At 61.1% G+C, this 23,024-nt stretch carries 22 protein-coding genes; 13 read left to right on the top strand and 9 right to left on the bottom strand.

Annotated features, from left to right (window positions below; translation table 11 throughout):
- Positions 1-11 precede the first annotated feature (11 nt).
- From AC07Y9_RS30535 to AC07Y9_RS30505, 7 genes are all read left to right on the top strand, one after another.
- On the top strand, positions 12-527 hold the full coding sequence (locus AC07Y9_RS30535) for a 2Fe-2S iron-sulfur cluster-binding protein (RefSeq protein ID WP_371858196.1): 516 nt from the start codon (positions 12-14) through the stop codon (positions 525-527).
- A gap of 4 nt (positions 528-531) precedes the next feature.
- On the top strand, positions 532-1,527 hold the full coding sequence (locus tag AC07Y9_RS30530) for an FAD binding domain-containing protein (protein WP_102679420.1): 996 nt from the start codon (positions 532-534) through the stop codon (positions 1,525-1,527).
- Positions 1,524-3,776: a xanthine dehydrogenase family protein molybdopterin-binding subunit gene (locus AC07Y9_RS30525; RefSeq protein WP_102679419.1), complete on the top strand. Its 2,253-nt coding sequence runs from the start codon at positions 1,524-1,526 to the stop codon at positions 3,774-3,776. Before AC07Y9_RS30530 ends, AC07Y9_RS30525 begins: the two co-directional genes overlap by 4 nt.
- A gap of 118 nt (positions 3,777-3,894) precedes the next feature.
- The gene (locus AC07Y9_RS30520; RefSeq protein WP_102679418.1) at positions 3,895-4,515 is read left to right on the top strand and encodes a LysE family translocator; all 621 of its coding nucleotides are present in this window, start codon (positions 3,895-3,897) and stop codon (positions 4,513-4,515) included.
- Positions 4,516-4,623: 108 nt separating this feature from the next.
- Positions 4,624-5,244: a LysE family translocator gene (locus AC07Y9_RS30515; protein WP_102679417.1), complete on the top strand. Its 621-nt coding sequence runs from the start codon at positions 4,624-4,626 to the stop codon at positions 5,242-5,244.
- Positions 5,245-5,446: 202 nt separating this feature from the next.
- Entirely contained in the window at positions 5,447-6,820 is a 1,374-nt protein-coding gene (locus tag AC07Y9_RS30510) for an IS1182 family transposase (RefSeq protein WP_102679416.1), read from the top strand.
- Positions 6,821-7,235: 415 nt separating this feature from the next.
- Entirely contained in the window at positions 7,236-7,661 is a 426-nt protein-coding gene (locus AC07Y9_RS30505) for a hypothetical protein (protein ID WP_102679415.1), read from the top strand.
- A 417-nt stretch (positions 7,662-8,078) separates the two neighbouring features.
- Here the strand turns inward: AC07Y9_RS30505 and AC07Y9_RS30500 are convergent, their stop codons facing one another.
- Positions 8,079-8,207, bottom strand: coding sequence for a hypothetical protein (locus AC07Y9_RS30500; RefSeq protein WP_256580917.1), 129 nt, complete (start codon positions 8,205-8,207; stop codon positions 8,079-8,081).
- A gap of 320 nt (positions 8,208-8,527) precedes the next feature.
- Here AC07Y9_RS30500 and AC07Y9_RS30495 point away from each other — a divergent pair, with 320 nt between their 5' ends.
- Positions 8,528-9,148, top strand: coding sequence for a tyrosine-type recombinase/integrase (locus tag AC07Y9_RS30495; protein WP_102679414.1), 621 nt, complete (start codon positions 8,528-8,530; stop codon positions 9,146-9,148).
- 81 nt (positions 9,149-9,229) lie between these two features.
- Here AC07Y9_RS30495 and AC07Y9_RS30490 read toward each other — a convergent pair whose 3' ends face one another.
- Positions 9,230-10,456, bottom strand: coding sequence for a Shedu immune nuclease family protein (locus AC07Y9_RS30490; RefSeq protein WP_102679413.1), 1,227 nt, complete (start codon positions 10,454-10,456; stop codon positions 9,230-9,232).
- Between the two features lie 135 nt (positions 10,457-10,591).
- Here AC07Y9_RS30490 and AC07Y9_RS30485 point away from each other — a divergent pair, with 135 nt between their 5' ends.
- Positions 10,592-11,053 carry a GNAT family N-acetyltransferase gene (locus tag AC07Y9_RS30485; protein WP_102679412.1) on the top strand — a complete coding sequence of 154 codons (462 nt, stop codon included), beginning with the start codon at positions 10,592-10,594 and terminating at the stop codon, positions 11,051-11,053.
- A 92-nt stretch (positions 11,054-11,145) separates the two neighbouring features.
- Here the strand turns inward: AC07Y9_RS30485 and AC07Y9_RS30480 are convergent, their stop codons facing one another.
- From AC07Y9_RS30480 to AC07Y9_RS30470, 3 genes are all read right to left on the bottom strand, one after another.
- The gene (locus AC07Y9_RS30480; RefSeq protein ID WP_371919110.1) at positions 11,146-11,631 is read right to left on the bottom strand and encodes a GNAT family N-acetyltransferase; all 486 of its coding nucleotides are present in this window, start codon (positions 11,629-11,631) and stop codon (positions 11,146-11,148) included.
- 163 nt (positions 11,632-11,794) lie between these two features.
- Complete coding sequence (locus AC07Y9_RS30475) at positions 11,795-12,754, bottom strand: HlyD family secretion protein (RefSeq protein WP_053260851.1); 960 nt, start codon at positions 12,752-12,754, stop codon at positions 11,795-11,797.
- 3 nt (positions 12,755-12,757) lie between these two features.
- Entirely contained in the window at positions 12,758-13,111 is a 354-nt protein-coding gene (locus AC07Y9_RS30470; protein ID WP_102679411.1) for a DUF3302 domain-containing protein, read from the bottom strand.
- A gap of 233 nt (positions 13,112-13,344) precedes the next feature.
- Here AC07Y9_RS30470 and AC07Y9_RS30465 point away from each other — a divergent pair, with 233 nt between their 5' ends.
- On the top strand, positions 13,345-14,547 hold the full coding sequence (locus tag AC07Y9_RS30465; RefSeq protein ID WP_102679410.1) for a PrpF domain-containing protein: 1,203 nt from the start codon (positions 13,345-13,347) through the stop codon (positions 14,545-14,547).
- 33 nt (positions 14,548-14,580) lie between these two features.
- On the opposite strand, the gene AC07Y9_RS30460 is transcribed toward AC07Y9_RS30465, so the two are convergent.
- Entirely contained in the window at positions 14,581-15,522 is a 942-nt protein-coding gene (locus AC07Y9_RS30460; protein WP_087087705.1) for a helix-turn-helix transcriptional regulator, read from the bottom strand.
- Positions 15,523-15,693: 171 nt separating this feature from the next.
- On the opposite strand from AC07Y9_RS30460, the gene AC07Y9_RS30455 reads away from it, so the two are divergent.
- Positions 15,694-16,392 carry an alpha/beta hydrolase gene (locus AC07Y9_RS30455; RefSeq protein ID WP_102679409.1) on the top strand — a complete coding sequence of 233 codons (699 nt, stop codon included), beginning with the start codon at positions 15,694-15,696 and terminating at the stop codon, positions 16,390-16,392.
- 44 nt (positions 16,393-16,436) lie between these two features.
- Here the strand turns inward: AC07Y9_RS30455 and AC07Y9_RS30450 are convergent, their stop codons facing one another.
- A complete protein-coding gene (locus tag AC07Y9_RS30450; protein ID WP_087087701.1) occupies positions 16,437-17,561 on the bottom strand; it encodes an endonuclease/exonuclease/phosphatase family protein in 1,125 nt (374 codons plus the stop codon).
- 216 nt (positions 17,562-17,777) lie between these two features.
- Between AC07Y9_RS30450 and thpR the strand changes: the two genes are divergently transcribed.
- A complete protein-coding gene (gene thpR / locus AC07Y9_RS30445; protein ID WP_102679408.1) occupies positions 17,778-18,323 on the top strand; it encodes an RNA 2',3'-cyclic phosphodiesterase in 546 nt (181 codons plus the stop codon).
- Positions 18,324-18,426: 103 nt separating this feature from the next.
- Positions 18,427-18,618: a hypothetical protein gene (locus AC07Y9_RS30440; protein ID WP_007931882.1), complete on the top strand. Its 192-nt coding sequence runs from the start codon at positions 18,427-18,429 to the stop codon at positions 18,616-18,618.
- Between the two features lie 33 nt (positions 18,619-18,651).
- On the opposite strand, the gene AC07Y9_RS30435 is transcribed toward AC07Y9_RS30440, so the two are convergent.
- The gene (locus AC07Y9_RS30435; protein WP_102679407.1) at positions 18,652-19,137 is read right to left on the bottom strand and encodes an adenosine-specific kinase; all 486 of its coding nucleotides are present in this window, start codon (positions 19,135-19,137) and stop codon (positions 18,652-18,654) included.
- A 157-nt stretch (positions 19,138-19,294) separates the two neighbouring features.
- Positions 19,295-22,840, bottom strand: a complete 3,546-nt coding sequence (locus AC07Y9_RS30430; protein ID WP_102679406.1) for a hypothetical protein — start codon at positions 22,838-22,840, stop codon at positions 19,295-19,297.
- Positions 22,841-23,024: the final 184 nt, after the last annotated feature.

Genomic DNA, 23,024 nt, shown 5'->3' with positions numbered 1-23,024 from the left:
CCGCCCGCCCATTGCCGTCCCAGGCGATCACCCTACGCATCAATGCCAGCGACCAGTTGCTGGACCTCGACCCACGCACCACCTTGCTCGACGCGCTGCGCCATCAACTGGGCATGACCGGCTCGAAGAAGGGGTGCGACCACGGCCAGTGCGGCGCCTGCACGGTGCTGGTGAATGGCCGCCGGATCAACGCCTGCCTGAGCCTGGCGGTGATGCATGACGGCGACGAAATCACCACCATCGAGGGGCTGGCCAATGGCGATCTGCTGCACCCCCTGCAAGCCGCCTTTATCGCCCGCGACGCCTTCCAGTGCGGCTACTGCACGCCGGGGCAGATCTGCTCGGCGGTGGGCATGCTGCAGGAGGTGCGCGCCGGCTGGCCGAGCCATGTCACTGAAGACGTGGCGTCCCATTCCGTCAGCCTGAGCGACAGGGAGATCGGTGAGCGCATGAGCGGCAACCTGTGCCGCTGCGCCGCCTATCCCAACATTGTCGCCGCCATCCGCGACGCCGCCGAGGAGGCCTGAGCCGATGATGCCTTTCAGCTATGCGCGTGCGAGCGATGTTCAGCAGGCGGTCAGCCTGATGGCCGCGCAGCCAGGGGCGCGCTTTATCGCCGGTGGTACCAATCTGATCGACCTGATGAAGCTGGGCATCGAGCGGCCCAGCCACCTGATCGATATCAGCCGCTTGCCCCTGGCCGCGATCGAGGACAGCGCCGAGGGTGGCCTGCGTATCGGTGCCCAGGTACGCAACAGCGAGTTGGCCGCCGACCGCCGTGTGCGCGAGCGCTACCCGCTGCTGTCCCAGGCGTTGCTGGCTGGCGCTTCGGGGCAGATCCGCAACAAGGCCTCGACCGCCGGCAACCTGCTGCAACGCACGCGCTGCCCGTACTTCTACGACCCGGGCATGGCCTGCAACAAGCGCGAGCCCGGCAGCGGCTGTTCGGCCCTGCGGGGGCACAACCGCATGCACGCGATTCTCGGCGCCAGTGAGTCGTGTATCGCGGTGCATCCCTCGGACATGGCGGTGGCCATGGTCGCCCTGGAGGCGCGGGTGGAGACCCTCCTGCCCGACGGCCAGCGCCGCTCCCTGGCCCTGGATGAGCTATACCGCTTGCCCGGGACCACGCCCGAGCTCGAAACCCGACTGGCCCATGGCGAGATGATCGAGGCCATCACGTTGCCGCCGCCACTCCCGGGACGGCAGCTGTATCGCAAGGTGCGGGATCGCGCTTCCTATGCCTTCGCTTTGGTCTCCGTGGCGCTGGTGCTCGAAGTCCGCGCGGGGCAGGTGCGCACGGTCCGCGTGGCCCTCGGCGGCGTCGCCCCCAAACCCTGGCGGGCCACGGCAGCGGAGCAGGTGTTGCTCGGCCAGCCATCCGCTATGGCGGTTTACCAGCGCGCCGCCGAGGCCGCCCTGGCCGGCGCGCGCGGGCAGGGCGGCAACGATTTCAAGATCCCCCTGGCCAAACGCACCCTGCGCCAGATGCTGGCCAGTGCGGCTCAAGAGCGAGCATTGGCATGAGCACATCAGGACCCACCCCATCCGCCGCCAACGGCCCCATCGGCCAACCGCTGGACCGGGTCGACGGCCGACTGAAGGTCACCGGCCGCGCGACCTACGCCTACGAGCAGCGGGAAATGGGCGACACCGCCTATGGCTACATCCTCGGCGCGACCATCTCCCGGGGCCGCATCAGTGCTATCGACACCCGCGAGGCCGAACGCACGCCGGGCGTGCTCTATGTCATGACCCATCGCAACGCACCGGCCCAGGCGGCATTCGGCCCGGCGGTGACGCCGACCACGGGCGAGGTGTTCACCCGGGCCCGGCCGGTGTTGGCGAGCGACGCTGTGCGCTACTACGACGAACCGGTGGCGCTGGTGGTGGCCTCGACCTTCGAGGCCGCGCGCGCGGCGGCGCGCCTGATCCGTGTGCGCTACGCCGCGCAACCGGGCGACTTCGACCTTGCGTCACGCCTGGCCCAGGCCTACATCCCGCCGCGGACCAACGCCGGCTTCCAGACCGACAGTGCCATCGGCGATTTTGAATCGGGGTTCGCCAATGCGCCGGTCAAGCTCGACAGCACCTACAGCACCCCGTACCAAAGCCACGTGCCAATGGAGCCCCATGCCTCTATCGCCGCCTGGTCCGGGGACGAGCTGACCCTCTACACCTCGGCGCAAACCCTGGCGAACTTCCGTAGCGGCCTGGCCAACACCCTGGGCATCGCGCCCGAGCGCGTGCGTATCGTCAGTCCTTATATTGGCGGCGGCTTTGGCGCCAAGCTGATCATCCATCCCGACGCGGTGCTGGCGGCGTTGGCCGCCCGAGTGCTCAAGCGCCCGGTGAAGGTGGCCCTGACCCGCCAGCAGATGTTCGCCAACGCCGGTTATCGCCCGGCCATGCAGCACCGGGTAAGGCTGGCGGCGGACAGCAGCGGCAAGCTGACGGCGCTGGGGCACGACGTCTGGTCGAGCACTTCGCGTTTCGAAGAGTTCTGCGAGCAGACCGCGGTGTTTGCCCGCTCGCTGTATGCCGCGCCCAACCGCCTGACGCGCCATCGGCTGGTGCCGGTGGATCTCAATCGCGGCGAGTGGATGCGCTCGCCGGGCGAAGCGCCGGGCATGCTCGCCTTCGAGAGCGCCATGGACGAGCTGGCCGAACGCCTGGGCCTGGACCCCATCGAACTGCGGGTGCGCAATGAGCCGGAGTTGGACCCCGAACTCGGCGTGCCGTTTGCCTCGCGCAACCTGTTGGCCTGCATGCGCACCGGTGCCGAACGCTTCGGCTGGAGCCGCCGCAAGCCCAAGTCCGGCAGCGTGCGCGAGGGCAGCAAGTTGATCGGCATGGGCATGGCCGCGGCGATCAGGCCCAATTACCTGGGGTTGTCCAGGGCCCTGGTGAGCCTGGGTCCGACCGGACGGGTGCTGGTGCGCCTGGATATGACCGATATCGGCACCGGCACCTACACCATCCTGACCCAGGTCGCCGCCCACAGCCTGGGGGTGCCGATGTCGGCGGTGCAGGTGCAACTGGGTGACAGCCGCTTCCCGCAGACTTCGGGCTCCGGCGGCTCCTGGGGAGCGGCCAGTTCCGGCTCGGCGGTGGAGGCCGCCTGCCAGGCCTTGAAGCAGCGGATCATCCAGGCCGCCGGCGCGCCTTACAACCAGGCGCCGGTACGCTTCGCCGACGGCCGTATCAGCACCGGCGAGCGCTCGGAGCGCCTCAGCGATCTGCTGCTGCGAGTGGCTCCCACGGGGTTGCAGGCCGAAGGCAGCGTCGGGCCGATGGGGGAGGACTACAAGCAGTTTTCCCAGCATTCCAACGGCGCGCACTTCGTCGAAGTCGCGGTGGACATCGACACCGGCGAAGTCCGCCTGCGGCGCATGCTCGCGGTGATCGGTGCCGGGCGCATCCTCAACCCCAAGACCGCGCGCTCGCAGATCCTCGGCGGCATGGCCTGGGGCGTCGGCGCGGCCCTGATGGAGCAGACCCTGCTGGACACCCGCCACGGCCATTTCGTCAACCACGATCTGGCCGAGTACCTGATACCGGTCAATGGCGATATCGCGACGATGGACGTGCTGTTCCTCGAAGAGCCCGATCCCAGGGCCAACGCCCTGGGCATCAAGGGCCTTGGCGAGCTGGGCGTGTGCGGGGCCGGGGCGGCGGTAGCCAATGCGGTCTACAACGCCACCGGCATCCGGGTGCGCGAGTTTCCGCTGACCCTGGACAAGCTGCTGCCCGGGCTTGCAGCCCTGGAGGAGTAGGCGCAGCCTGCATCGACAAAAAATCTCGACGGCATGCCCTGGATTGGGCAGGCTTGTGGGGCTGCGGCAGCCCGGTCGGTTGCTGTGGAACTCAAGCCATCAGCCGACGGACACCTCCATGAACCTTGCCACCCTGATGCTCTTCCTCCCGGCCTGTTTCGCCCTGAACATGGCGCCAGGGCCGAACAACCTGCTGTCGATCCGCAATGCCACCACCTATGGCTTCCGCGCTTCCTGCCTGGCGGGAGTAGGGCGGCTGGCCGCCTTTGCCCTGATGATCGCCCTGGCGGCGGCCGGGCTGGCGGTGGTGCTGCAAGCTTCGGAACTGCTGTTCCACGGGATCAAGATGCTCGGCGCCGGCTACCTGCTGTATCTGGCGTACCAGCTGTGGACCGCAGATACCCAGGTCGAGGCCGAGAACAAGACCGCGCCACTGGGCCTGCTGGCCTTGGCCCGGCAGGAATTCCTGATTGCTATCGGCAATCCGAAAGCGATATTGATCTTTACCGCCTTCCTGCCGCAGTTCGTCGACCCGCAAGCCCCGGTTCCCGCCCAGTTCCTGGTGCTCGGCGCACTGTTCCTGGCCCTGGAATGGATCGCCATCAGCGCTTACGCCTACATGGGCCTGCACCTGCGCCGCTGGTTCGCCGAGCCACGGGGCAAGAAGCTCTTCAACCGCTGCTGCGCGGCGTTGTTGTCGGCGGCGGCTTCGGTGCTGCTGTTGGCGCGGCGGGCTTAGTTTTGGCCGGCGGGAATAGGGCGGTAGGAAGGGATGCGCATCGGCATGAATTTCAATCGGCTGCCTTTCAAGGATAATCTTTCGCTTACCTCTGGCTGAGACTCACCTATGCCTTTCCTCGACAACCTTATTGCCTTCACGTTTGCCGCGACACTATTGACCCTGACGCCCGGCCTCGACACCGCCCTGGTATTGCGAACGGCCACTGTGGAAGGAAAGCAGCAGGCTTTACGCGCGGCCCTTGGCATCAGTGCGGGCTGCCTGTCGTGGGGCGCCGCCGTGGCTTTTGGACTGGGGGCACTGATTGCCGTGTCAGAGCTGGCGTTCAATGTCTTGAAATACTGCGGTGCGGCCTATCTGGCTTGGCTCGGGCTCAACATGCTGTTGCGGCCCCGGCAATCGTTGTCCCCTGCCGGCGGCACTGACAAGACAACGACGAACTGGTTCTTCAAGGGGATGATGGGCAATGTCCTGAATCCCAAGATCGGTATTTTCTACGTCTCTTTCCTCCCCCAATTCATTCCGCAAGGCCAGCCATTGATTGCCTGGACGTTTGGCCTTGTCGGCATTCACCTCGCCATCGGATTGCTCTGGTCGATCATCCTGATTGGCGCGACTCAGCCGCTGGCCAAAATGTTGCGCAGGGAGAAGGTGATTACCTGGATGGATCGCGCCACTGGCATGGTTTTCGTGCTTTTCGCTGCTCGTCTTGCCTTCAGTAAACGCTAGGTTTTGAGGCCGTTCGGTGGTCATGTCCGTGATGGCGACGAATATCGGCAGTCGAGGCGAGAAGGGCCAGCGAAGCCGCATTTTCGGCGTTCGCTTGCCAGTCGCCGTGACTGGCGGCTTGTGGCCGATTCTGTTGAAAAAGTAGCTCCCCTGTCTGGCCTTCGGCAAAATCTCGGCATTGGCCAGCAGGGAAGCACGCAGCATGATGGGACAGTTATCGAGTGGGCAGGAACGGCTGTTTTACTCATTCAACCTTGAAGATCACATTCCAGGCAATCACCTTCTGCGCAACATTGATCAGTGTCTCGATCTGAGCGACCTGCGCCATTACCTCGCCGATTTCTACAGCCCGATCGGGCGTCCGTCGATTGATCCTGAACTGATGATTCGCATGCTGATCGTCGGCTATTGCTATGGCATTCGCTCAGAGCGACGGTTGTGCGAAGAGGCCCATTTGAACCTGGCCTATCGCTGGTTCTGCCGGTTGAGCCTTGAAGATGAAGTACCCAATCACTCGACGTTTTCCAAAAATCGGCACGGCCGTTTTCGGGACAGTGACCTGTTTTGCTGGTTGTTCAATGAAGTGCTGTGTCGCTGCATGGATGCAGGTTTGGTCAAGGGTGAAGGCTTTGCCGTGGATGCCAGCATCATCAAAGCGGATGCGAGTCGACAGCGCGGCGTACCGGGTGATGAGCCGGTCGACTGGAGCGATCCGGCCCTGAGCAGCCGCGCCGTGCGTGAGTACCTTGAAGGCCTCGATGAAGAGGCTTTGGCCGAAACGCTACCCAAGCGCCTATCGCTGACGGATCCTCAAGCCCGCTGGACCGCAGCTCCAGGTGGTCCGGCGTTCTACGCCTATTCCACAAACTATCTGATCGATACCGAGCACGGCGTCATCGTGGATGTGGAACCCACACCGGCTCATCGGACAGCCGAGGTCGAGAGCACCAAGACGATGATCGATCGTGTCGAAACGCAGTTCGACATCAAGCCACAGCGCCTCATTGGCGACACCGCTTACGGCACAGCGCCGATGCTGGCCTGGATGGTGGAGGAAAAAGACATCGAACCGCATGTGCCGGTGTGGGACAAAACCGAGCGCAAGAACGACAGCTTTTCGAGTAACGATTTCCACTGGAATGAAGAGGCTGAGGAATACCGCTGCCCAGCCGGCAACGTATTGCGCAGCGAATGGCGAGCTTTCAAGAACGAGCGTTCGCACGTCACCAAAGCCAACACCATCATCTTCCGATCCAGGCAAACGGACTGCGTAGCGTGTCCGATGAAAGCCAAGTGCTGCCCGAACACTGCGTTCCGCAAGATTGCTCGCAGCGTCCATGAAGCCGCTCGTGATGTGGCTCGGCGTATTGCCGCGATGCCGGCGTATCAGCGCTCTCGCCACGAACGTAAAAAGGTCGAAATGTTGTTTGCCCACCTCAAGCGCATCCTGAAACTGGATCGCTTGCGACTACGTGGCATGAGTGGTGCGACCGATGAGTTCACGCTGGCCGCCGCGGTGCAGAACCTGCGACGGCTGGCCAGATTTACCTCTCAAGGGCCTCCGGTCACGGGATAGGTGCGCCTGCACCAAGCAAAACCCCTCAAACCAACCCAATAACCGAGCAGCAAAGGTCAACGAAGGGCCGAAAAACCACTAAATGTGGTGACTAGGTTCTCTTGTGGTAGCCGTGCCTGAGTTCAGGCGATCTGAAAATTCGGCTTTTTCAACAGAATCGGCCGAAAGCCAACATCCGCGAACGAGCGCGTTCGGCCAAAAGCAGCTAGTTAGATGCGACTAGAGAATCCGGGCGACCCAGGTTATAGAGATGCTCCATGAGCAAAAAGTCCCGGCAATGGCTGTGCTCTTGGTCCCCATATTCGATCATGGAACTTTTCTATAGACTGATACCAATTTGATGGCTCATTGCAGTACAAGATCATCTTGGATTAATCAGCGTCAGGCTATTTCCTGACAACCTATGGAGAGAGTGATGAGAGTAATCGTTGCGTTGTTATTGATGCTTAGTGAATACGCTTATGCTGATTGCAACAGCATCAGTGACAGCGACCAACGCACTTATTGCTACGCCAGAACAAAGGGCGAAAGCTGTAGTTCTATCAGCAACAGCGACCTTCGCACTGCCTGCTATGCGGAAACCAAGGGCGAGAGCTGCAGTGGCATCAGCGATAGCGATCAACGTACTTATTGCTACGCCAAAACGAAGGGCGAAAGCTGTAGTTCTATCAGCAACAGCGACCTTCGTACTGCCTGCTATGCAGAAACCAAGGGCGAGAGCTGCAGTAGCATCAGCGACAGCGACCAGCGCACTTATTGCTATGCCAAAACGAAAGGCGAAAGCTGCAACTCCATCAGCGACAGCAACCTGCGCAATCAGTGTGATGCCATGAAGCGCTGATTAAAGGTCTCGCCGAATGAATTTGAGGTGCAATAAAACAGGGGTGACGGGTGATCGTTTTAGTCAAGATGGACATTGTCCGCCTTTGGCAGTTTTCTGCCTGTGGTGACCAGCTGAAAACGACCCAAAGCAGCCCTTTGTGGAGGTCTGTATACGGCCAATAACAGCCGCTGGTATTAGGACGCTATTTAGGCTGGAAAGTCTCCAGGAAAGCCGGGGCGATCCACTGGGCCACTCCGTCATCACCGCAAAGATGATCTATGCTCGCCTTGTATTAGAGCATTCGGATAAGGCACTGCCCCTAATCCCATGTCTTTTCGCTCACTACACGGCGCGATTTATCATCGTTGCGGTGATGGCGGACAGGCCTATTCGTACACAAATAAAAAAGCAGCTCTCAGGAGCTGCTTTTCGATCTTACTCCCCCTTTTTATGCTTATGGGGTTTCAGGTCTGGATGATCTTTTTTCTTTTCGGGTGTGACCCTCTGCCTCTTGTCCGGAGTGCCATCTTCGTTTGTTCTTTTAGGGCCAGGTTTGATACTCATGGTCGATTTCCTTTATCGCTTGGGTTGTTAAATCCTGCTTTGTAACTAGCCCGGTTTTTTACAGTTGTCAACAGGGAGCGGGCAAGGGTTGCGTAGTCACGGGTTAGGCATTCGGTAGTAAATCGCCGAGTTGGTCACGCCTCAGAAGCCCAGTTTTCGGAGCTTTCGTCGAGCAGCTTGAATCGACTCTGAGTTTTTTGACATCTACGAGATACCCCCATTTGGCCGTCAGCAGCCCTCCACGAAGGGCTGCTTTGGGTCGGTTAGCGACTGTTGCTCTGATTAGCCATCCTTGTCCTTCCCCACGTGGAGGACTTGTCATGAACATCATCGCTACCTACAGCCGTCAGCCCTGGAACAAAGGAAAACTGGTCGGGCAGAAAACCCCACTCCGATTGAGAGATATCTGGGCCATCCGAGTAAGGCTTCAAATTGCGGAAAGAACCCGAGATCTGGCCCTCTTCGATCTGGCCATCGACAGCAAGCTTCGAGCCTGCGACTTAACCAAGTTCCGCGTGCGCGATGTCGCTCATGGCGAGCACGTATCATCACGAGCCATGGTGATGCAGCAGAAAACGCAGCGACCTGTGCAGTTTGAGATCACTGAGCAAACACGGTCTGCTCTCGCGGCCTGGATACATCGGGCACAGCTACGCAGCGAAGACTGCCTTTTTCCTAGCCGGCTGCATACTTCAGACCATCTATCTACTCGTCAATACGCTCGTATCGTCAAAGGCTGGGTGGAAGCCGTGGGCCTTGATCCAGCCATGTATGGCACCCACACAATGAGACGTACGAAGGCATCACTGATCTATCGCAGGACGAAGAACCTGCGGGCGGTTCAGTTGCTGCTCGGCCATACGAAGCTGGAGAGCACTGTTCGATACCTGGGGATTGAGGTCGATGACGCCCTGGAGATGGCGGAACAGACTGAGGTTTGACTATGTATAGCGACGGTCGAATTCAGACCGTCGCTAACCGGCCAAGAGTAGTCATTGAAAAAATCGCACTTGGGCGACCCTTTAACCGCCAAGGGCGGCAATGGTGTTATCGAGCCGTCGCAGCAGATCATCGTATGTAACAATGTCCATCATGTTTGCATACTTGCGTTTTATTATCTCGAAGTCCAACAATTGGCTCCCAGTCATATCCGCACCGCCGACCTGATCGCGTCCGACGATGATAATCGCCTTAGGATTGGAAATTCGAATCGTCATGCCGGGCGGTAGTTGATTGATGTATTTTTTGGTTAAAGCATCTTCACCTTTGACACCCCATTTTGATAAGTGGAATAGATATTTCTCGGCCTGCATGATACTACCGCTCAACTCTGAGGTCGGAATGCTATTACCACGATATTGGCTCTTGCGAAGGATTTTGTCATCAAAGGGCTTTTTGACTTCTATGATGTCAAGGTTTCCATTGGCATCAACCAAGGAAATATCAATGAAGCGATCAGTTTTCTTGCTAGGATTAGTGTAGTAGTCGTGGATAGTGACGTTCTCGAGAACAATGATATATTTTGGGAACAAAAGCAGGAGAAAAGACAGCATCAGCTTCTGCCAGTCACCCTTGGACAAATTTTTCTTTGTCGCCAAGGAGTCCTTTATCAAGTCTCGAATCAAAATGTATTTCTCGATTTCCAGCTTCTTCAATACATCCAGATCTATTTTTATGGGGCTGATTAGTGACCTGTTTTTGTTGAGATAATTCTCATAGCGGCCACGTGCATCCCTCATGCCATCCAGGTAATGAGAAAGTATTGTTTGAACGCGAGCATCGGCATAGCGATTGAGTTCATAGGTATTCGGGAATTTTTTGAGCAATTCCTCAAATACGTCTATCGGTATTGCGTCGGGGTGTGCCCCTCCTATCACAATTGAATCTGGATGATCGAGTAGTTCTGATAGACGAAGAAAGATCGAGATATTGCGCTCAGCAACAAAGAATGACCGTCGGAGTTTTACTTCACGACTGATGAGTAAATCGTTTTTGATTTCGAGGATTCGCGCAGGAACTCTTAAATAGTCATTATCGAATACTCCGAATCGAAACTGATATTTATAATCGTCAAAATCTTGGTTGGCAGAGGGAGGATTTAGCAAGTCTGAAGACTTGAACAAGAATATTCGAGATATCCGCGCTTTCTTGTTGGTCGTCAATTCATCCCAGACCCATTTGTCATTGGCTCCCAGATCCCCTTCGTATTCAAGATCAACACCTGTAGCTGTAATCTGAAAATAAAGCATACTTGCCTCAATGCGAAAAACCAACGGCTCTACTTATAGCAGGTGACATCGGTGTATATGTACTGAATTCCCTAGTTTGTCTGACACAGTTGAGCGGCTGCTTCTGGCCGATACCCACCCACACAAGGATCTCGAATGGTTATGTCAACGGATGAACTGGCGATACGCCAGATCTCAGCGCTTGCTCCGCAAGTCCTGGTACTGGAAGCGGAGGCAACTGCGGACGGTTTCAGGTTTCTCACGCGTTTGGTTGCAGAGTGGCAGAACGGGTCGAATCGGTTCGATCAACCCGGTGAATGCCTGTTGGGCGCCTTCCGCAGCGGGCAACTGATTGCCATCGGTGGCCTTACTCGTGACCCCTATGCCGGGCCGGATATCGGCAGGCTACGGAGGGTATACGTTGCGCGTGCAGCAAGGGGCCGGAATCTGGGCAAAGCCCTGGTGCAGCGGCTTTTGGAACACGCGGCTCAGCGATTTTGTGTGGTGCGCCTATCTACGGATACACCAGAGGGCGCCGCGTTTTACCTGCGCTGCGGGTTCCAGCAGATACAGGATGATTTTGCTACGCACGCAAAGTCATTGGCCGATGCCACATAACCAGGTCATTGGAGGGCAGATGGGGTGGCGTAGCCGGTCAACGGCGAAGAGTGAAGGTTTTGCAGGCTTGCACAGCCTTGCAGCAGGGGACATCAGCGCGATAGGCCCATCGTCGGAATGCACTGACGAATATAGTAATTATCGAATTCACCGCTTTCGATGAATTGAAAACCGTGGCGGGTATAGAAACGATTCGAAGCGCTGCCTTTAAGGGCACCCACTCTAATAGGGAGCCCAGCCACATCCGCCTCTTTGAAAATCTGGGCGAGAACAGCAGAGCCTATCCCTGATCCCTGCGCGGTCGGTCTCACATACAAGTGGTCGAGCAAGAGTTCAGTGCGCCGGTGCTTGACCACGACAAAACCAACCCTCTCTCCAGATACCTCGATGTAGCGTGTATTGCGGGCCTCAAACCCGCTAAGAAAGCGTTCGCGTGCGCGCACTGGATCAAATCGCCCAACCCGCTCCAGGCTTTCGCGCATGGCCTCGATTCGAATGGCTACAAGATTGTCCAAGTCGCTTTGTTGAGCCAAGACCAAAATGACCTGGGAATTTTTATCGGCTGTGGCGGGCATCATTTGCGCTCTGACTGTCATTCAGGGAAGCCAGTATAGAGAGAAGGGAAACAAGCGGCCCACCCGCTTTTTCTGTCGAGGCCAACAGGCGAAAGCAGCCACTCAACCGGTAGTGAAATCAAGCTGGACTTGCAACGCACCGAGTATCAGGCCCGACCCCGGTTCCTCAATGGAACGGGAAGATGTAGTTCATCCAGGCCGACATGCGCAGGAGGATCTTGCGCATGATCGCCACATGGTGGAAGTGCTGGCTGTAGAGCGCTGCCTGGCCATAGGCGCCACCGGGCATGAGTCTGGCGTAGGGCAGGTAGTCCGGGTCGGTGATTTCGATGACCACTGGCACCCGCCCAGGCGGCGGTGAGCCGGTGTAGCTCAGCAGGGTGCCGGACGGCTGGACCTGTCCTTCGCCGATCACCGTGATGACATTCTTCACCCGGCCCTTGAACACCCGGCCGGGTATGCCGTCGAACGCCACTTCCGCCTCGTCCCCCGGGACCAGGCGCAGCAGGCTGTTCTGGCGCATCCAGGCCGCAAAATACTGGCCTTCGTCCGGAACGAACACCATCGACGGGCGCAGCGGCAGCTTGCTCGCCATCATTCCCGGGCGCAGCGACACGTGGGTGACGAAGCCTTTGCTCGGGGCGCGGACCACGGTGCTGTCCAGCTCGAACTGGGCGTTGTCGATCTGAGCCTGCAGGTCGTCGACCCGGGCAATCGCGGCTTCCTGCTCGCGGCGGGTGCCGAAGTTGCGCTTGATCAACTCGTTGATCCGGTACAGGTCGCCCCGCGCCGCCAACTGCTGGGCCTTGAGGGATTTGAGGCGGTTCTCGAAAGGCTCGGGGTCGATGCGAAACAGCACGTCGCCCGGCTCCAGCGGCGTGTTGCCCTGGACCGGCACCTCGATCACCCGGCCGGTAACGACCGGGATCACGGGCACCGAGACGAAGTAGGAGCGCGCCACTTCTGAATAGGGGTGGTTGTAGTTCATCAGGAAAATCAGCGCGCCGATCAAGACCACGCCGCCCAGCACGGCGGTGGGCACCGTCCATTTGTTCAGCGGGATACGGAAGATCTTGAAGATGGCCACGCAGATGGCGGTGTAGGTCAGGATCAGTAGCAGGTCCATGGGTCACAGCTTCCCTTCCGGACGGGGCCCGGTCCGGGATTGTCCTTCCAGTCGCTCGATCCGCTGTCGCAGCTCGGCCAGTTCTTGGGCCAGATCTCTTTCGGCCTGCATCCGCGCCTTGTCGGTCGCGAACCCCCAGCCCCGGTCCTCGCGGTACAACATGGCCCAGATCCACAGGAACGGCCACAGGGCATGGAGCGTGAACAGACTGACCCAGCCTGCCGCGTGAATGGCGTCCTGATGTGGGTGGTTCCGATGGACGGCAATTTCGTAGGGAATGTCGTGCAGGACAATGATTCCGTAGAACAGCACTATCCCGGCAAAAACAAGCATGCCCAGCGCAATCTGATCGAGCATGATTCGCCTCCCGGAAGCCTTCAGCTCGCACGCAACCGCTTATGAAGCACCTTGGTCAGCCACGGCCATGGGACAGCCCGATGGCGCGGGCCTTACGCAATCCATACTAGTTCAAGTTCGTTCATCTGCCTGGCTGCCCTGCAGGGCGCGCACGGCCCTGGACCTGGAAAGCTGCGCTCGCCCAGGCCGCGGTTTATGATCGCTGCCTGTCGTCCCTCACTGCGAGCCCGATCATGCCTTTTGAACTGGACCTTCCCGAAATCCGCGCCGGCGTCGTTGAATTCCCTGTCTGGCATGCGCGCGGTGGTACCTCCACCGGTTTGATCCTGGCTCGCGAAACCCTGCCCGAGGACCCGTTGCTGGTCGAAGAACTGCTGCGCCACCTGATGGGGGTGCCGTTGAGCGGCGAGCTGCCGGGCAATAACCAGATCACCGGCCTGGGCCGTGGCGGGCCCACCAGCAACAAGGTGTTCATCGCCGAGCGCCAGCCTGGCGAGGCGCGGATGGTCAGCACCCTGGCACAGCTGGCGGCGGGTAAAAGCGCGATCGACTGGAGCGTCAACTGCGGCAACATGTCCGCGGCCTTGCCCCTATACGCCCTGGAGCGTGGCTGGCTGAGCGCGGACGAGGACAGCGCGCAGATCGAGATCTTCAACAGCAATACCCAGACCACCATGCTCGCGCGCCTGGCGTTCCGCGACGGTCGCTTGCTGAGCGATACGCGCATTCCCGGGGTCAATGGCGTGTTCCCAGGGGTCGACCTGTTTCTCAGCGACCCGGTGGGAGCCAAGACCGGCCAGCTGTTTCCCACCGGGCAACGCATCGACCTGCTCAATGGCGTGCGCGCCACCTGCCTCGACGTGGCGGTGCCAATGGTCATCGTCCAGGCCGCGGACCTGGGCAAGACCGGCCTGGAAACCCCGGCGCAACTGGACGCCGATGCCGACTTCAAGGCCCGGTTGATCGGCTTGATGGTCGAGGGCGGCCTGCGCATGCAACTGCGCAACCGCGGCGGCGCCTTGATGAGCGCCGAGGAGCTGCAACGCAGCGAAACCCTGCCGAAGATCTGCATCGTCAGCCCGGCCCAGGGCGCGGGCGATATCAACACCCGCTATTTCACCCCGCAAAACGCCCATCCTTCATTGGCCGTCTCCGGTGGCTGCTGCCTGGCCGCCGCCTGCCTGGCGCAAGGCACCGTGGCCTATGAACTGCTCAAGACGCCCAAGCCCCTGAGCGCCACCACGGCGGAATACCCGGTGTCGATCGAAAACCCGGCGGGGGTGCTGGACACCTTGATCACCGCGCGCGAGGAGGGTGCCTCAATGCGCATCGACGCGGCCGCCTACCGGCGCAGCGCGCAGATCCTGCTCAAGGGCCGGGTGCCGTTGTACAACGCCTCGGCGGCGTTGGTCGCGGCGTTACAAGGGCGGGGCTGAGGTCCCGGACCGGAAAGGTGGCAGCAAATCCGCTCAACCCCGTGAGCGATATTCGCTGGGGGCGACCCCGAACTCGCGGCGAAAGGCCCGGCTGAAGGCGGCTTCGGATTCATAGCCCAGCTGTTCGGCGATCCGTGAAATGCGCAGGCTGGAGGTCTGCAAGCGCTGACTGGCCAGTTGCATGCGCCAGTGCATCAGGTAGCGCATTGGCGATTGGCCCACCAGGCGGGTGAAGCGTTGCGCCAGGTTGGAGCGCGACTGGTTGACCAGGCCGGCCAGGCGCTCGACGCTCCACGCCGCGCCCGGTTCGGCGTGCAGCAGCGCCAGCGCCTGGCCGACCAGCGGGTCGCGCAGGGCGGCGATCCAGCCGCTGATGCCTTGCGGGGCGTGGGCCAGCCAATGGCGCACGGCCCAGATAAACATCAGGTCGATGATCCGCGACAGCATGATGCTGCTGCCGATCGACGGGTTGCGCACTTCCTTCTGCATCGCCGCCACCGTCAGCGACAGCCATTCACGGGAGCCGATCAGGTCGCTCGGGTCCTCGCCCTGGCAGCTGACTTGCAGCACCCCGGGCAAACCCTGGCTCAAGGCCTGGCCGCACCCGCCCTCGAACCGGAAGACTCCGCTGGTGATGCGCGCTGGCAGGTCCGGGCTGGCATCCGCAGCGCTGTGCAGTTGATGAGCCTGGCCGTGGGGCACGAACAGGATGTCCCCGGGCATCAGGCTGGTGGTTTGGTTATTGCCGTCGAGCCTGAGCTGGCAGCCGGCGTCCTGGATCACATGGAAGCAGGCGCCGCCCGCCGCTCGCTGCAGCAGCTGGCCGGGTCGCAGCAGCGTCTCGCCCAGCAGCTCGCCATGCATCCGCGCCAGGCTGAACACTTCGAAAAACACATCGGCGGCCGGGTGCCGGAGGTCGGCTGGCGGGACGGCTGGGGGCAGGTGTCTCTGCACAGTCTTCGGCTTTTCGGTCATGGTCGGTCGGCACCGTCCCCTTCGATAATGAGCGTGCCCGAGCATAAGCCAGCACGGGGGAGGGCGTCTCCTGCCTGTCACTTGACGAGCGACCTGCCCCGCAATGCCCAGGGCCCGGCAGTACCGCCGCCATCGGCGAGCGGTCTTTATCCAGACAGAGGATTCAAGCTCATGAGTGGTCAGCCTACGATTGTGTTGGTGCACGGTTTTTGGGGCGATGCGGCCCATTGGAGCAAGGTGATCATCGAGCTGGCGCGCAAGGGTTACAGCGCGATCCGCGCGGTGGAGATGCCCTTGACGTCGCTGGCCGATGACGTCGAGCGCACCCGCAAGATGATTGCCCAGGTCGATGGCCCGGTGTTGCTGGTGGGGCATTCCTACGGCGGCGCGGTGATTACCGAAGTGGGCGACCAGCCCAACGTGGTCGGGCTGGTGTATATCGCCGCCTTCGCCCCGGATGCCGGGGAAAGCCCGGGCTGGATCACCCAGCAGCACCTGCCCGCGGCGGCGGCCAACCTCGAGCCCGACAGCGATGGCTATTTGTGGCTCAAGCCAGCGGCCTTCCATGAGAGCTTCTGTCAGGACCTGGGCGCCGACGAAGCGCTGGTCATGGCGGTGACCCAGAAGGCGCCGCTGGCCAGCACCTTCGGCGATACCATCAGTGCGCCGGCCTGGAAGAAAAAGCCCTCCTGGTACCAGATCTCCAGCGACGACCGCATGATCCATCCGCGCAACCAGCAAATGATGGCGGCCCGGCTCAACCCACAAAAGACCCTCACCCTGGCCAGTTCCCATGCCTCGCTGGCCTCGCGGGCGGCGGAGGTCGCGGCCTTTATCCACGAGGCCGCCAGCGCCACCGTCAAGGGCTGACCAGGCCACCCCTCAGGCCCCGCTCGCGAGCGGGGCCTTGCGGCCTACAGGTCCAGGTCGACCCACACCGCCGCGTGATCCGAGCCGGCGTTTTCCTTCTTGTCCAGCTGCGGGTAGACCTCCCAGCGCTTGGGCTGGCTGCCCGGCCACATGCCCTTGCGCCATACGCCGCCGGCGGTGACGGTGGCGAACAGCGCCGGGGAGAGCAGCAGGTAGTCGATCTTGTTCGCCGCCTTGCAGGTGTCGAAGGTGCCGGGGTAACCACCGTCGTCGAAGGCCGGATGGACAAAGGCATCCTTGAGGTCGGTGCCCTTGAGCAAGGGCTCCAGCGGCGCGCTGTCCGGGGTGTCGTTGAAATCGCCGACCACCGCGATATAGGCCTCGCCCTGGGCCACCAGCTCTTGGTAGATGAGCTTGATCCGCTCGGCCTGGGCCAGGCGTTTTTTCGCCGAGGCCGCAAGGCCGCCGAAGCCTTTGCTCTTGAGGTGGTTGACCAGGACGATCAGCTGCTTGTCCTTCTGTTTTCCAGAAGGCAGCGGGATATGAAACTGCGCGCAATCGCGGGAAAAAATCAGCTCGCCGTTGGCCGCGGTGTCGTCGACATGGCTGCGCAGCTGGCCGATGGGGTAGCCTGCGGCGGTCATCAGGCCGACATCGATGCCCCGCGTATCGTTGCCGTCGATCAGCATCACATGCCGGTACAGCGGGCCTCCCAGGGCACCGATGATTTCCGTGTTGAAGTCGCGCAGGGCCGGGCGGCTTTCCGCCTCGACCACCGCAAGCACATCGGCGTGCAGGTCGATCATCACCCGCGCGGTATTGCGCATCGCTTCCAGGTCCACCGGGGCCTCGATCAGCTCCAGCGAACCGACCCACTCGGTGCGGCCGTTGGCGACAATCTCCAGGCCGCCGGCCTTGGGCCGCTTGACCAGGCTGCCGCGGTTCTGCCGCAGGATCACAAACGGACCCTTGTCCGACTTGCTCAGGCCCAGTTCGATCAGCAGCTTGACCATCTGCGCCTTGTCCTGGTCGGTGTAGATGGGCTCGCCCAGCAGCTGGTTGAGCTTGGCGAAACGCTCCAGCACCGGCTTGCCTTCGGCCCAGCCTTCCAGGTTCATGGCCTTGGCGCGGTTGAACAGGTTTTCAACGTTGTAGGACGCGAGTCTCATCGGGCTCTTCCTTTGCGTGGGGCGGACGTCAATGCGCATTACAACCGATAAAAATGACCGAATGCCGACAGACGCGGCGTCTTGTTGCCTTCTTTATGCTGAACTCAAGAAAGGGCGAAACCGGCCTGGGATTCCCGGTGGGCGACTCGCAGAGGGCCGGTGGGGGAGTAACCTGATAGGCAGCACTTCGCCCGAACCGAATGGGGAGGACAGGGCATGCATGATGAGTCCCGCGAGCAGGGCGAGCCGTTCAAGCGGCTGTTCTTTGCCTTGCCCTGCACCGCCGCCCAACGCCGGGCCATTGCCCAGTGGCGCAGCGCCCTGGGGCTCAGGAGCGGCCGGCCGGTGCCGGCGGAAAACTTTCATTTGACCCTGATGTTCCTGGGCTCGGTCACCGTGGCGCAGATTCCGCGGATCTGCGCCGCGGCGGCGAACGTGCGAACGCCCGGTGAGGCGCTGCACGTCCCGCTCGACCGCCTGGAGGTCTGGCGCCGGGCCGGGGTCTTGTTGCTGGCGCCGGCACAGGCGCCGCTGGCGTTGCGTCAGCTGGTGTATGCCTTGCAGGAAGCGCTGCTGCCCCTTGGGCTGGTCGATTCGCCGCGGGAATTTCGCCCGCACTTGACCTTGATGCGCGACTATCGGGCAGCGGTTCCCGAGTCCCAGACCCCTGCGAATTTTCAGCTGAGTGCCCGGCACTTCGCCCTGTACGAGTCGCATAAGGGCCGTTATCGGCCGCTGGCCGAATGGGCGCTGGCGCGGTGACGGTCGGGGCAGCCCTGTCGACAGGTTCGCCGGTCAGCCGAAATCCGAGTGCCCCAGGGCCTGCACGTTATAGTTGATGAGGCCGAATCAATGGGAGGAGGACATGCGCCAGATCGTCAGCAAAGAGCCGTGGTGGGCCGCGCCGCCGAAACCGGGCCAGGATGAGTCCGAGCTGGACTGGGGCTGGCTGGTCACTTACAACGAGGGCGAGCCGCGCTTCGAGTTCGTCAAGGAGCGCCCTTCGGAGCAGGAGATCCGTCAGCGCAAGAGTTGCCGGACCACGCCGTCCGAGTAGCCGGTCGGCGCGGAGGGCAATCTTGCGCGACCCTCACTGTTTGTAGCCGATCTGCCGCAGCAGGTTCTTGCGCCAGAGGATGTCGTCGTCGCCTTCCAGGCCCTTGGCGCAGAAGCCATCCACCACCCCCAGCACCGCCCGGCCCTGCGCCGTTTCAGCGAGAATCACCTGGCTCGGGTTGGCGGTCGCGCAGAAAATGCGGCACACCTCAGGCACCATCTTCAGGGTGTTGAGCACGTTCAACGGATAAAAACCGTCGCCAAGAAACACGATAAAGCTATGGCCGGCGGCGATCGCCTGGGCGTTCTTTTGCGCCAGCGCGATCATCGTCGGATCGCTGCCGGACCAGCGCACCAGGCATTGGCCGGAGGCTTCGCAAAAGGCCAGGCCAAAGGCGATGTTCGGCACGGCGCCGACCAGGGCTTCGTGGATGTCCTCGACGGACTTGATGAAGTGGGTCTGGCCGAAAATGAAGTTGGTGGCTTCCGGCTTGTCGATGTTCACGCTGATCAGTTGCATCTCGAACCGCTCCTTGCCGATGTCGCGCGGCGCTGGGGGCGTTGACGGAAAGGGGACGCCCGTCGTAGCCCGTTATCGGCGAGGCGGGATTGCTTCCAGCAACAGATCAAGCATAGCCACACATCGAGCCGCCACGCTGGTCCCTGACCGTCAGCGCCTAGAACTTCGCGTAATTCAATGCGTCGACAATCAGCGAGCCACCCACGCCGGTCAGCGACAGCAGCAGGGCGCGCACCAGTGGTTCTTGCGAGTAACTTGAGAAGGCTCCGGTATTGAGGGCAACGATGCGTCCGCGGATCAGTTCGAGCTTCTTGTAGATCGGTGCGTCCTCGGGTGTTTCCAGCCGGTAGTTATCCAGACGCTGTAACGCTGCGCCACGTGCCTGTTCCGCGGCACGGCGCAGCGACAGCGCGGAAGCGAGCAAGATCAATGTTGTCAGCAGGAAGGAAATGACGATGCTGGGCGGTGTCGGCCAGTTGTCGAACACACTGTTGCGTGACGCAATCAGGATCAGCATGACGACCGTGGGGGCATAGATCAGGCGATTGACGGTCGCCGTGCGCTTGGCGATCAGTTGCATGTCCATCCAGTCGTCGATGCAGGGGTGCAGAGGCACGCCGAAAACCCTCCAGTGCTCCTTGCGCAGTGCTTTTGGCCAGATCGCGTAATGCGTGCTCAGGTTGCGGATGAACCGTGTCAGCAGGAGGTTGGCATCCACTACCCAGAACACCAACAGCTGGAAGGTCAGGGTTGGCAGCAGCCAGTTCAACATCCAGATCGATGACTCGCCCCGAATGGGCGCGCCTTCCATTGGCCAGAGCACGAAGAGCGCGCTGGTGATTACGACGAATATCCAGGTGGCGAGGAGGGCGCGCAGCATTCGGGCGCCGAAGGTGCCAGCCACGCAGTGTTCTCTCCAGAAGCTCGTGACGAAAATGATCCTGCGCTTGTCGGCAACATATGACTGGATTGTGGTCGTCAGTCTCTTCGGCGTGTGCCAGTCGCGCTCGTTGACTAAGAGCGGGAACAGGATCAGGAACAGGCAGCGTCCCAGGGCGGCTCGCCACCTATGTGGCGTTGTGCCCCTTTCTCGGTTGACCAGGCGCAGTAACTGCCCCCACAGGCTCATCTGCAGCCTGCTCATGTATCGATCCAGGTGGTAGGCCTTTTCGATCTCGACACGGTTGATGCGCAGGGTGCGCCAACCCCAGGCCAGCGCCGTGATCGAGATGACCACGGCGAGCAGGCGCAGGGCCAAGGTGGGCCAGGCGCTGATGCCCTCGAACAGGAACATCGGCTCACCCAGCCCGTCATCCGTCAATACACGCCGGATCTGGTACATCCACAGCAAGGCCAGGACGAATACCACGATCGGTACCACGACGTACCACGCCGAGGCGTCGAACAAGCCACTGCTTGCAGGAGCGGGGACCGGTCCGGGTTGCGCTGGTTGGGGCTGATGACGGCGGATAAGTTCCGAGCAAACGATGCCCAACAGGATCAGTACGAAGGCGGTCCACATGAACTCCACGCGCCAGAACCGCATGGCGAGCCACGCCGACAGTCCGGACACCACATACAGCGTCAGCGGGATACTGTGCACCCAGGCTGGCAGTTTGCTGTCTCTGGATTGCGCATAGGTCCACCACCAGCCAAGGAGGATCACCACTACCAGCAGGATGAACGTCAGCGGCCCGGCCCAGAAAAACGACTGTCTTTCATCGAGCTTGTCGCGTACCGACTGGGAGAGTTCGGGATAAGGAGGGGGCGAAGGATCCTGCAGGCAACGCAACGCCATGAGGTCGTGCGTTGCTTGCCGGGTCTGGCCGGGTGCCGCGCAATCCTTGGGGCGTTCGGCGCTCTGCTTGTTTGACAGGGGGATGAAGCCGCTGATGCCCACCTCATAGATGCCCGGCGAAAGCAGCTCCGATTTGGAGTAGTCGAACTTCGCCCGCTTGGCCTCGTAGTCCTGTGGTGCCTGGGCAGCCAGAACCGCGATGAACACGGCACTTTGCAGACTCTCGCGAAACGGCGGCACATCCTGTTGCAGGGCGCGTGTCAGCGTGAGCCCGTAGGGTGCTGCCAGGACCAGGTTGCGGGTGGTCTGGGCCTGGCCACGCTGGAGCATGCGCGCATCGAGGTTGGTGGAGAAAAACACTTTGTTCGGCATCCGGCCCTTGAGGGCCTGCAGCACCAGCAGCTTGTCGTAGGTATCGGCCCCCAGCACACCGATGGCGCCGATACCGCTGGTGCCCTTGCGGCGATAGGCTTCGTCCTCGCGCGCGATATGGTCGGCGAGGCGGCGCAGGTAATCGAGCTGGGAATTGCCGTCGGACTTTTCCAGCGGGCTCAGATCCAGGGTGTTCTTGTCCTTGCTGTTTTTATTGTCGTCGCTACCAGGCGCCTTGTTGCCGCTGGCGACCTCCTCTGGCAAACGCCCGTCCACGCCTCGCAGGTAACTGAAGCGCAATACCCAGTCATTGACCGCCGCCTGGTCTTTGCTGTCGATGCCGGCATCCTGGGCAACCTGCGATTTAAAACTCTCGCTCAGTGCGCGGCTGTAGAAACTGTCCCACTCGGAGACCAGCGCGATGCGATTGGAGCGCGGCCAGCCTCCAGAGCCGCAGCGGGTGCCGACCCGCAGCAATGCCCCTTGGCTGCATTCCACACCCGCGACTGGATCCACATGGCGCAGCTTCAGTTCCTCCAGCAGCAGGCGCGTCATGGTGCCGTCGTGGCTGACGGTGCGCAGCAGGTTCATGGAGCGTTTCGGCGCCGCTGGTGTTTGCTGCTGGGAGGTTGCTTCGCCGGGCGAGGGCTTGTCCAGGGCATGCATCAATATGTCGTAATCAGCAGTGGCCAGGGGGGAGTAAATCTCGATATTGGGCTTGGCGTAGCCGTTGGCTTCGTCCCGATACATATCGAGCAGGACTTTCGAGGTGGAGGGGCCGATGACTTTCAGCAGTGTCGGCTTCGGGCAGCTTTCTTGGGATGGGCAAGCCGAGGGAACCTCTTTCTGCAGGGTGAGGCGCAATGTTTCGAGTTGTTGTAGCGGGTTCGAACCAAGAAGCTCCTGCTTTACCCAGAGCAGTATGGTCTGGGCGGATGGACGCGGTCTGTCCTGTATGTCCCTGGGTGGGTCGAATGGATTGGCGATGAAGGTTTCATAGGGGATTTCTACGCGCTTCAGCTTGCCTTGCGCATCGGTTTTCAGCTCGCCTGACAGGTCGTCGGCAAGGGCCAGGCAACGGATGTGCTGCTCGTCCTCGGGCACCATGCGCGAGTTTTTGACCCCGGCCAGGATTGCATAACGAATGCGCCGGCGCATTTCCACTTCATCGGCGTATGGGCCGCCTTCGACCAGCGCCACCATGAGTTGGGGAGGCTCTGGCGGTTGTTGCGTTTTTTTTTCGTCCAGGACCGCTGGCGTAACGACAACAAGATCGGAACTGCATTCAAAGTCATTACTTGGGGGCTTGTTACCGTCCTTGAACTTTTTGCGATGACGCTCAAGCGCATCGAACGGGTCCTGCCACAGGCGCGCTTCTATCGGTGGTTGCGCCTGGAATTGCGCGCCGATGGGGCGTGGTTCGAGGAAAGGCTCGCGAGTGAGGGCGAAGGTCGAGACGACCAGACTGAGGATGAGGGCGCTACCCGGTAACCAGAGGACGAGGTTGTTACCTGAGCCATTGCTGTTGTCCATGGTCTTTTCCCCCTTCCTTAGGTGTAGGGCCGACCGCTATGCATAGGTATAGCCCCCGGATGAGGCTTTATCTACCGGCCCTCCGACGCTGCAACGAGGGTGTCGCAGGGCCAAACGAGCGTGCTTTCAAGCGGCCTGGGGCGCGCGAGCAATTGGGCCGCTGACCGGTGGCTTCATGCTGGGG

This window comes from Pseudomonas sp. GW456-L12 (genome assembly GCF_059424045.1).
This window is presented reverse-complemented; position numbering and strand designations above follow the sequence as displayed.

What these genes read in the sequence shown, in the direction of transcription:
- AC07Y9_RS30530 (WP_102679420.1), top strand. Translation starts at nt 532, where the DNA reads ATGATGCCTTTCAGCTATGCGCGTGCGAGCGATGTTCAGCAGGCGGTC.
- AC07Y9_RS30525 (WP_102679419.1), top strand. Translation starts at nt 1,524, where the DNA reads ATGAGCACATCAGGACCCACCCCATCCGCCGCCAACGGCCCCATCGGC.
- AC07Y9_RS30520 (WP_102679418.1), top strand. Translation starts at nt 3,895, where the DNA reads ATGAACCTTGCCACCCTGATGCTCTTCCTCCCGGCCTGTTTCGCCCTG.
- AC07Y9_RS30515 (WP_102679417.1), top strand. Translation starts at nt 4,624, where the DNA reads ATGCCTTTCCTCGACAACCTTATTGCCTTCACGTTTGCCGCGACACTA.
- AC07Y9_RS30510 (WP_102679416.1), top strand. Translation starts at nt 5,447, where the DNA reads ATGATGGGACAGTTATCGAGTGGGCAGGAACGGCTGTTTTACTCATTC.
- AC07Y9_RS30505 (WP_102679415.1), top strand. Translation starts at nt 7,236, where the DNA reads ATGAGAGTAATCGTTGCGTTGTTATTGATGCTTAGTGAATACGCTTAT.
- AC07Y9_RS30500 (WP_256580917.1), bottom strand. Translation starts at nt 8,207, where the DNA reads ATGAGTATCAAACCTGGCCCTAAAAGAACAAACGAAGATGGCACTCCG.
- AC07Y9_RS30495 (WP_102679414.1), top strand. Translation starts at nt 8,528, where the DNA reads ATGAACATCATCGCTACCTACAGCCGTCAGCCCTGGAACAAAGGAAAA.
- AC07Y9_RS30490 (WP_102679413.1), bottom strand. Translation starts at nt 10,456, where the DNA reads ATGCTTTATTTTCAGATTACAGCTACAGGTGTTGATCTTGAATACGAA.
- AC07Y9_RS30485 (WP_102679412.1), top strand. Translation starts at nt 10,592, where the DNA reads ATGGTTATGTCAACGGATGAACTGGCGATACGCCAGATCTCAGCGCTT.
- AC07Y9_RS30480 (WP_371919110.1), bottom strand. Translation starts at nt 11,631, where the DNA reads ATGATGCCCGCCACAGCCGATAAAAATTCCCAGGTCATTTTGGTCTTG.
- AC07Y9_RS30475 (WP_053260851.1), bottom strand. Translation starts at nt 12,754, where the DNA reads ATGGACCTGCTACTGATCCTGACCTACACCGCCATCTGCGTGGCCATC.
- AC07Y9_RS30470 (WP_102679411.1), bottom strand. Translation starts at nt 13,111, where the DNA reads ATGCTCGATCAGATTGCGCTGGGCATGCTTGTTTTTGCCGGGATAGTG.
- AC07Y9_RS30465 (WP_102679410.1), top strand. Translation starts at nt 13,345, where the DNA reads ATGCCTTTTGAACTGGACCTTCCCGAAATCCGCGCCGGCGTCGTTGAA.
- AC07Y9_RS30460 (WP_087087705.1), bottom strand. Translation starts at nt 15,522, where the DNA reads ATGACCGAAAAGCCGAAGACTGTGCAGAGACACCTGCCCCCAGCCGTC.
- AC07Y9_RS30455 (WP_102679409.1), top strand. Translation starts at nt 15,694, where the DNA reads ATGAGTGGTCAGCCTACGATTGTGTTGGTGCACGGTTTTTGGGGCGAT.
- AC07Y9_RS30450 (WP_087087701.1), bottom strand. Translation starts at nt 17,561, where the DNA reads ATGAGACTCGCGTCCTACAACGTTGAAAACCTGTTCAACCGCGCCAAG.
- thpR (WP_102679408.1), top strand. Translation starts at nt 17,778, where the DNA reads ATGCATGATGAGTCCCGCGAGCAGGGCGAGCCGTTCAAGCGGCTGTTC.
- AC07Y9_RS30440 (WP_007931882.1), top strand. Translation starts at nt 18,427, where the DNA reads ATGCGCCAGATCGTCAGCAAAGAGCCGTGGTGGGCCGCGCCGCCGAAA.
- AC07Y9_RS30435 (WP_102679407.1), bottom strand. Translation starts at nt 19,137, where the DNA reads ATGCAACTGATCAGCGTGAACATCGACAAGCCGGAAGCCACCAACTTC.
- AC07Y9_RS30430 (WP_102679406.1), bottom strand. Translation starts at nt 22,840, where the DNA reads ATGGACAACAGCAATGGCTCAGGTAACAACCTCGTCCTCTGGTTACCG.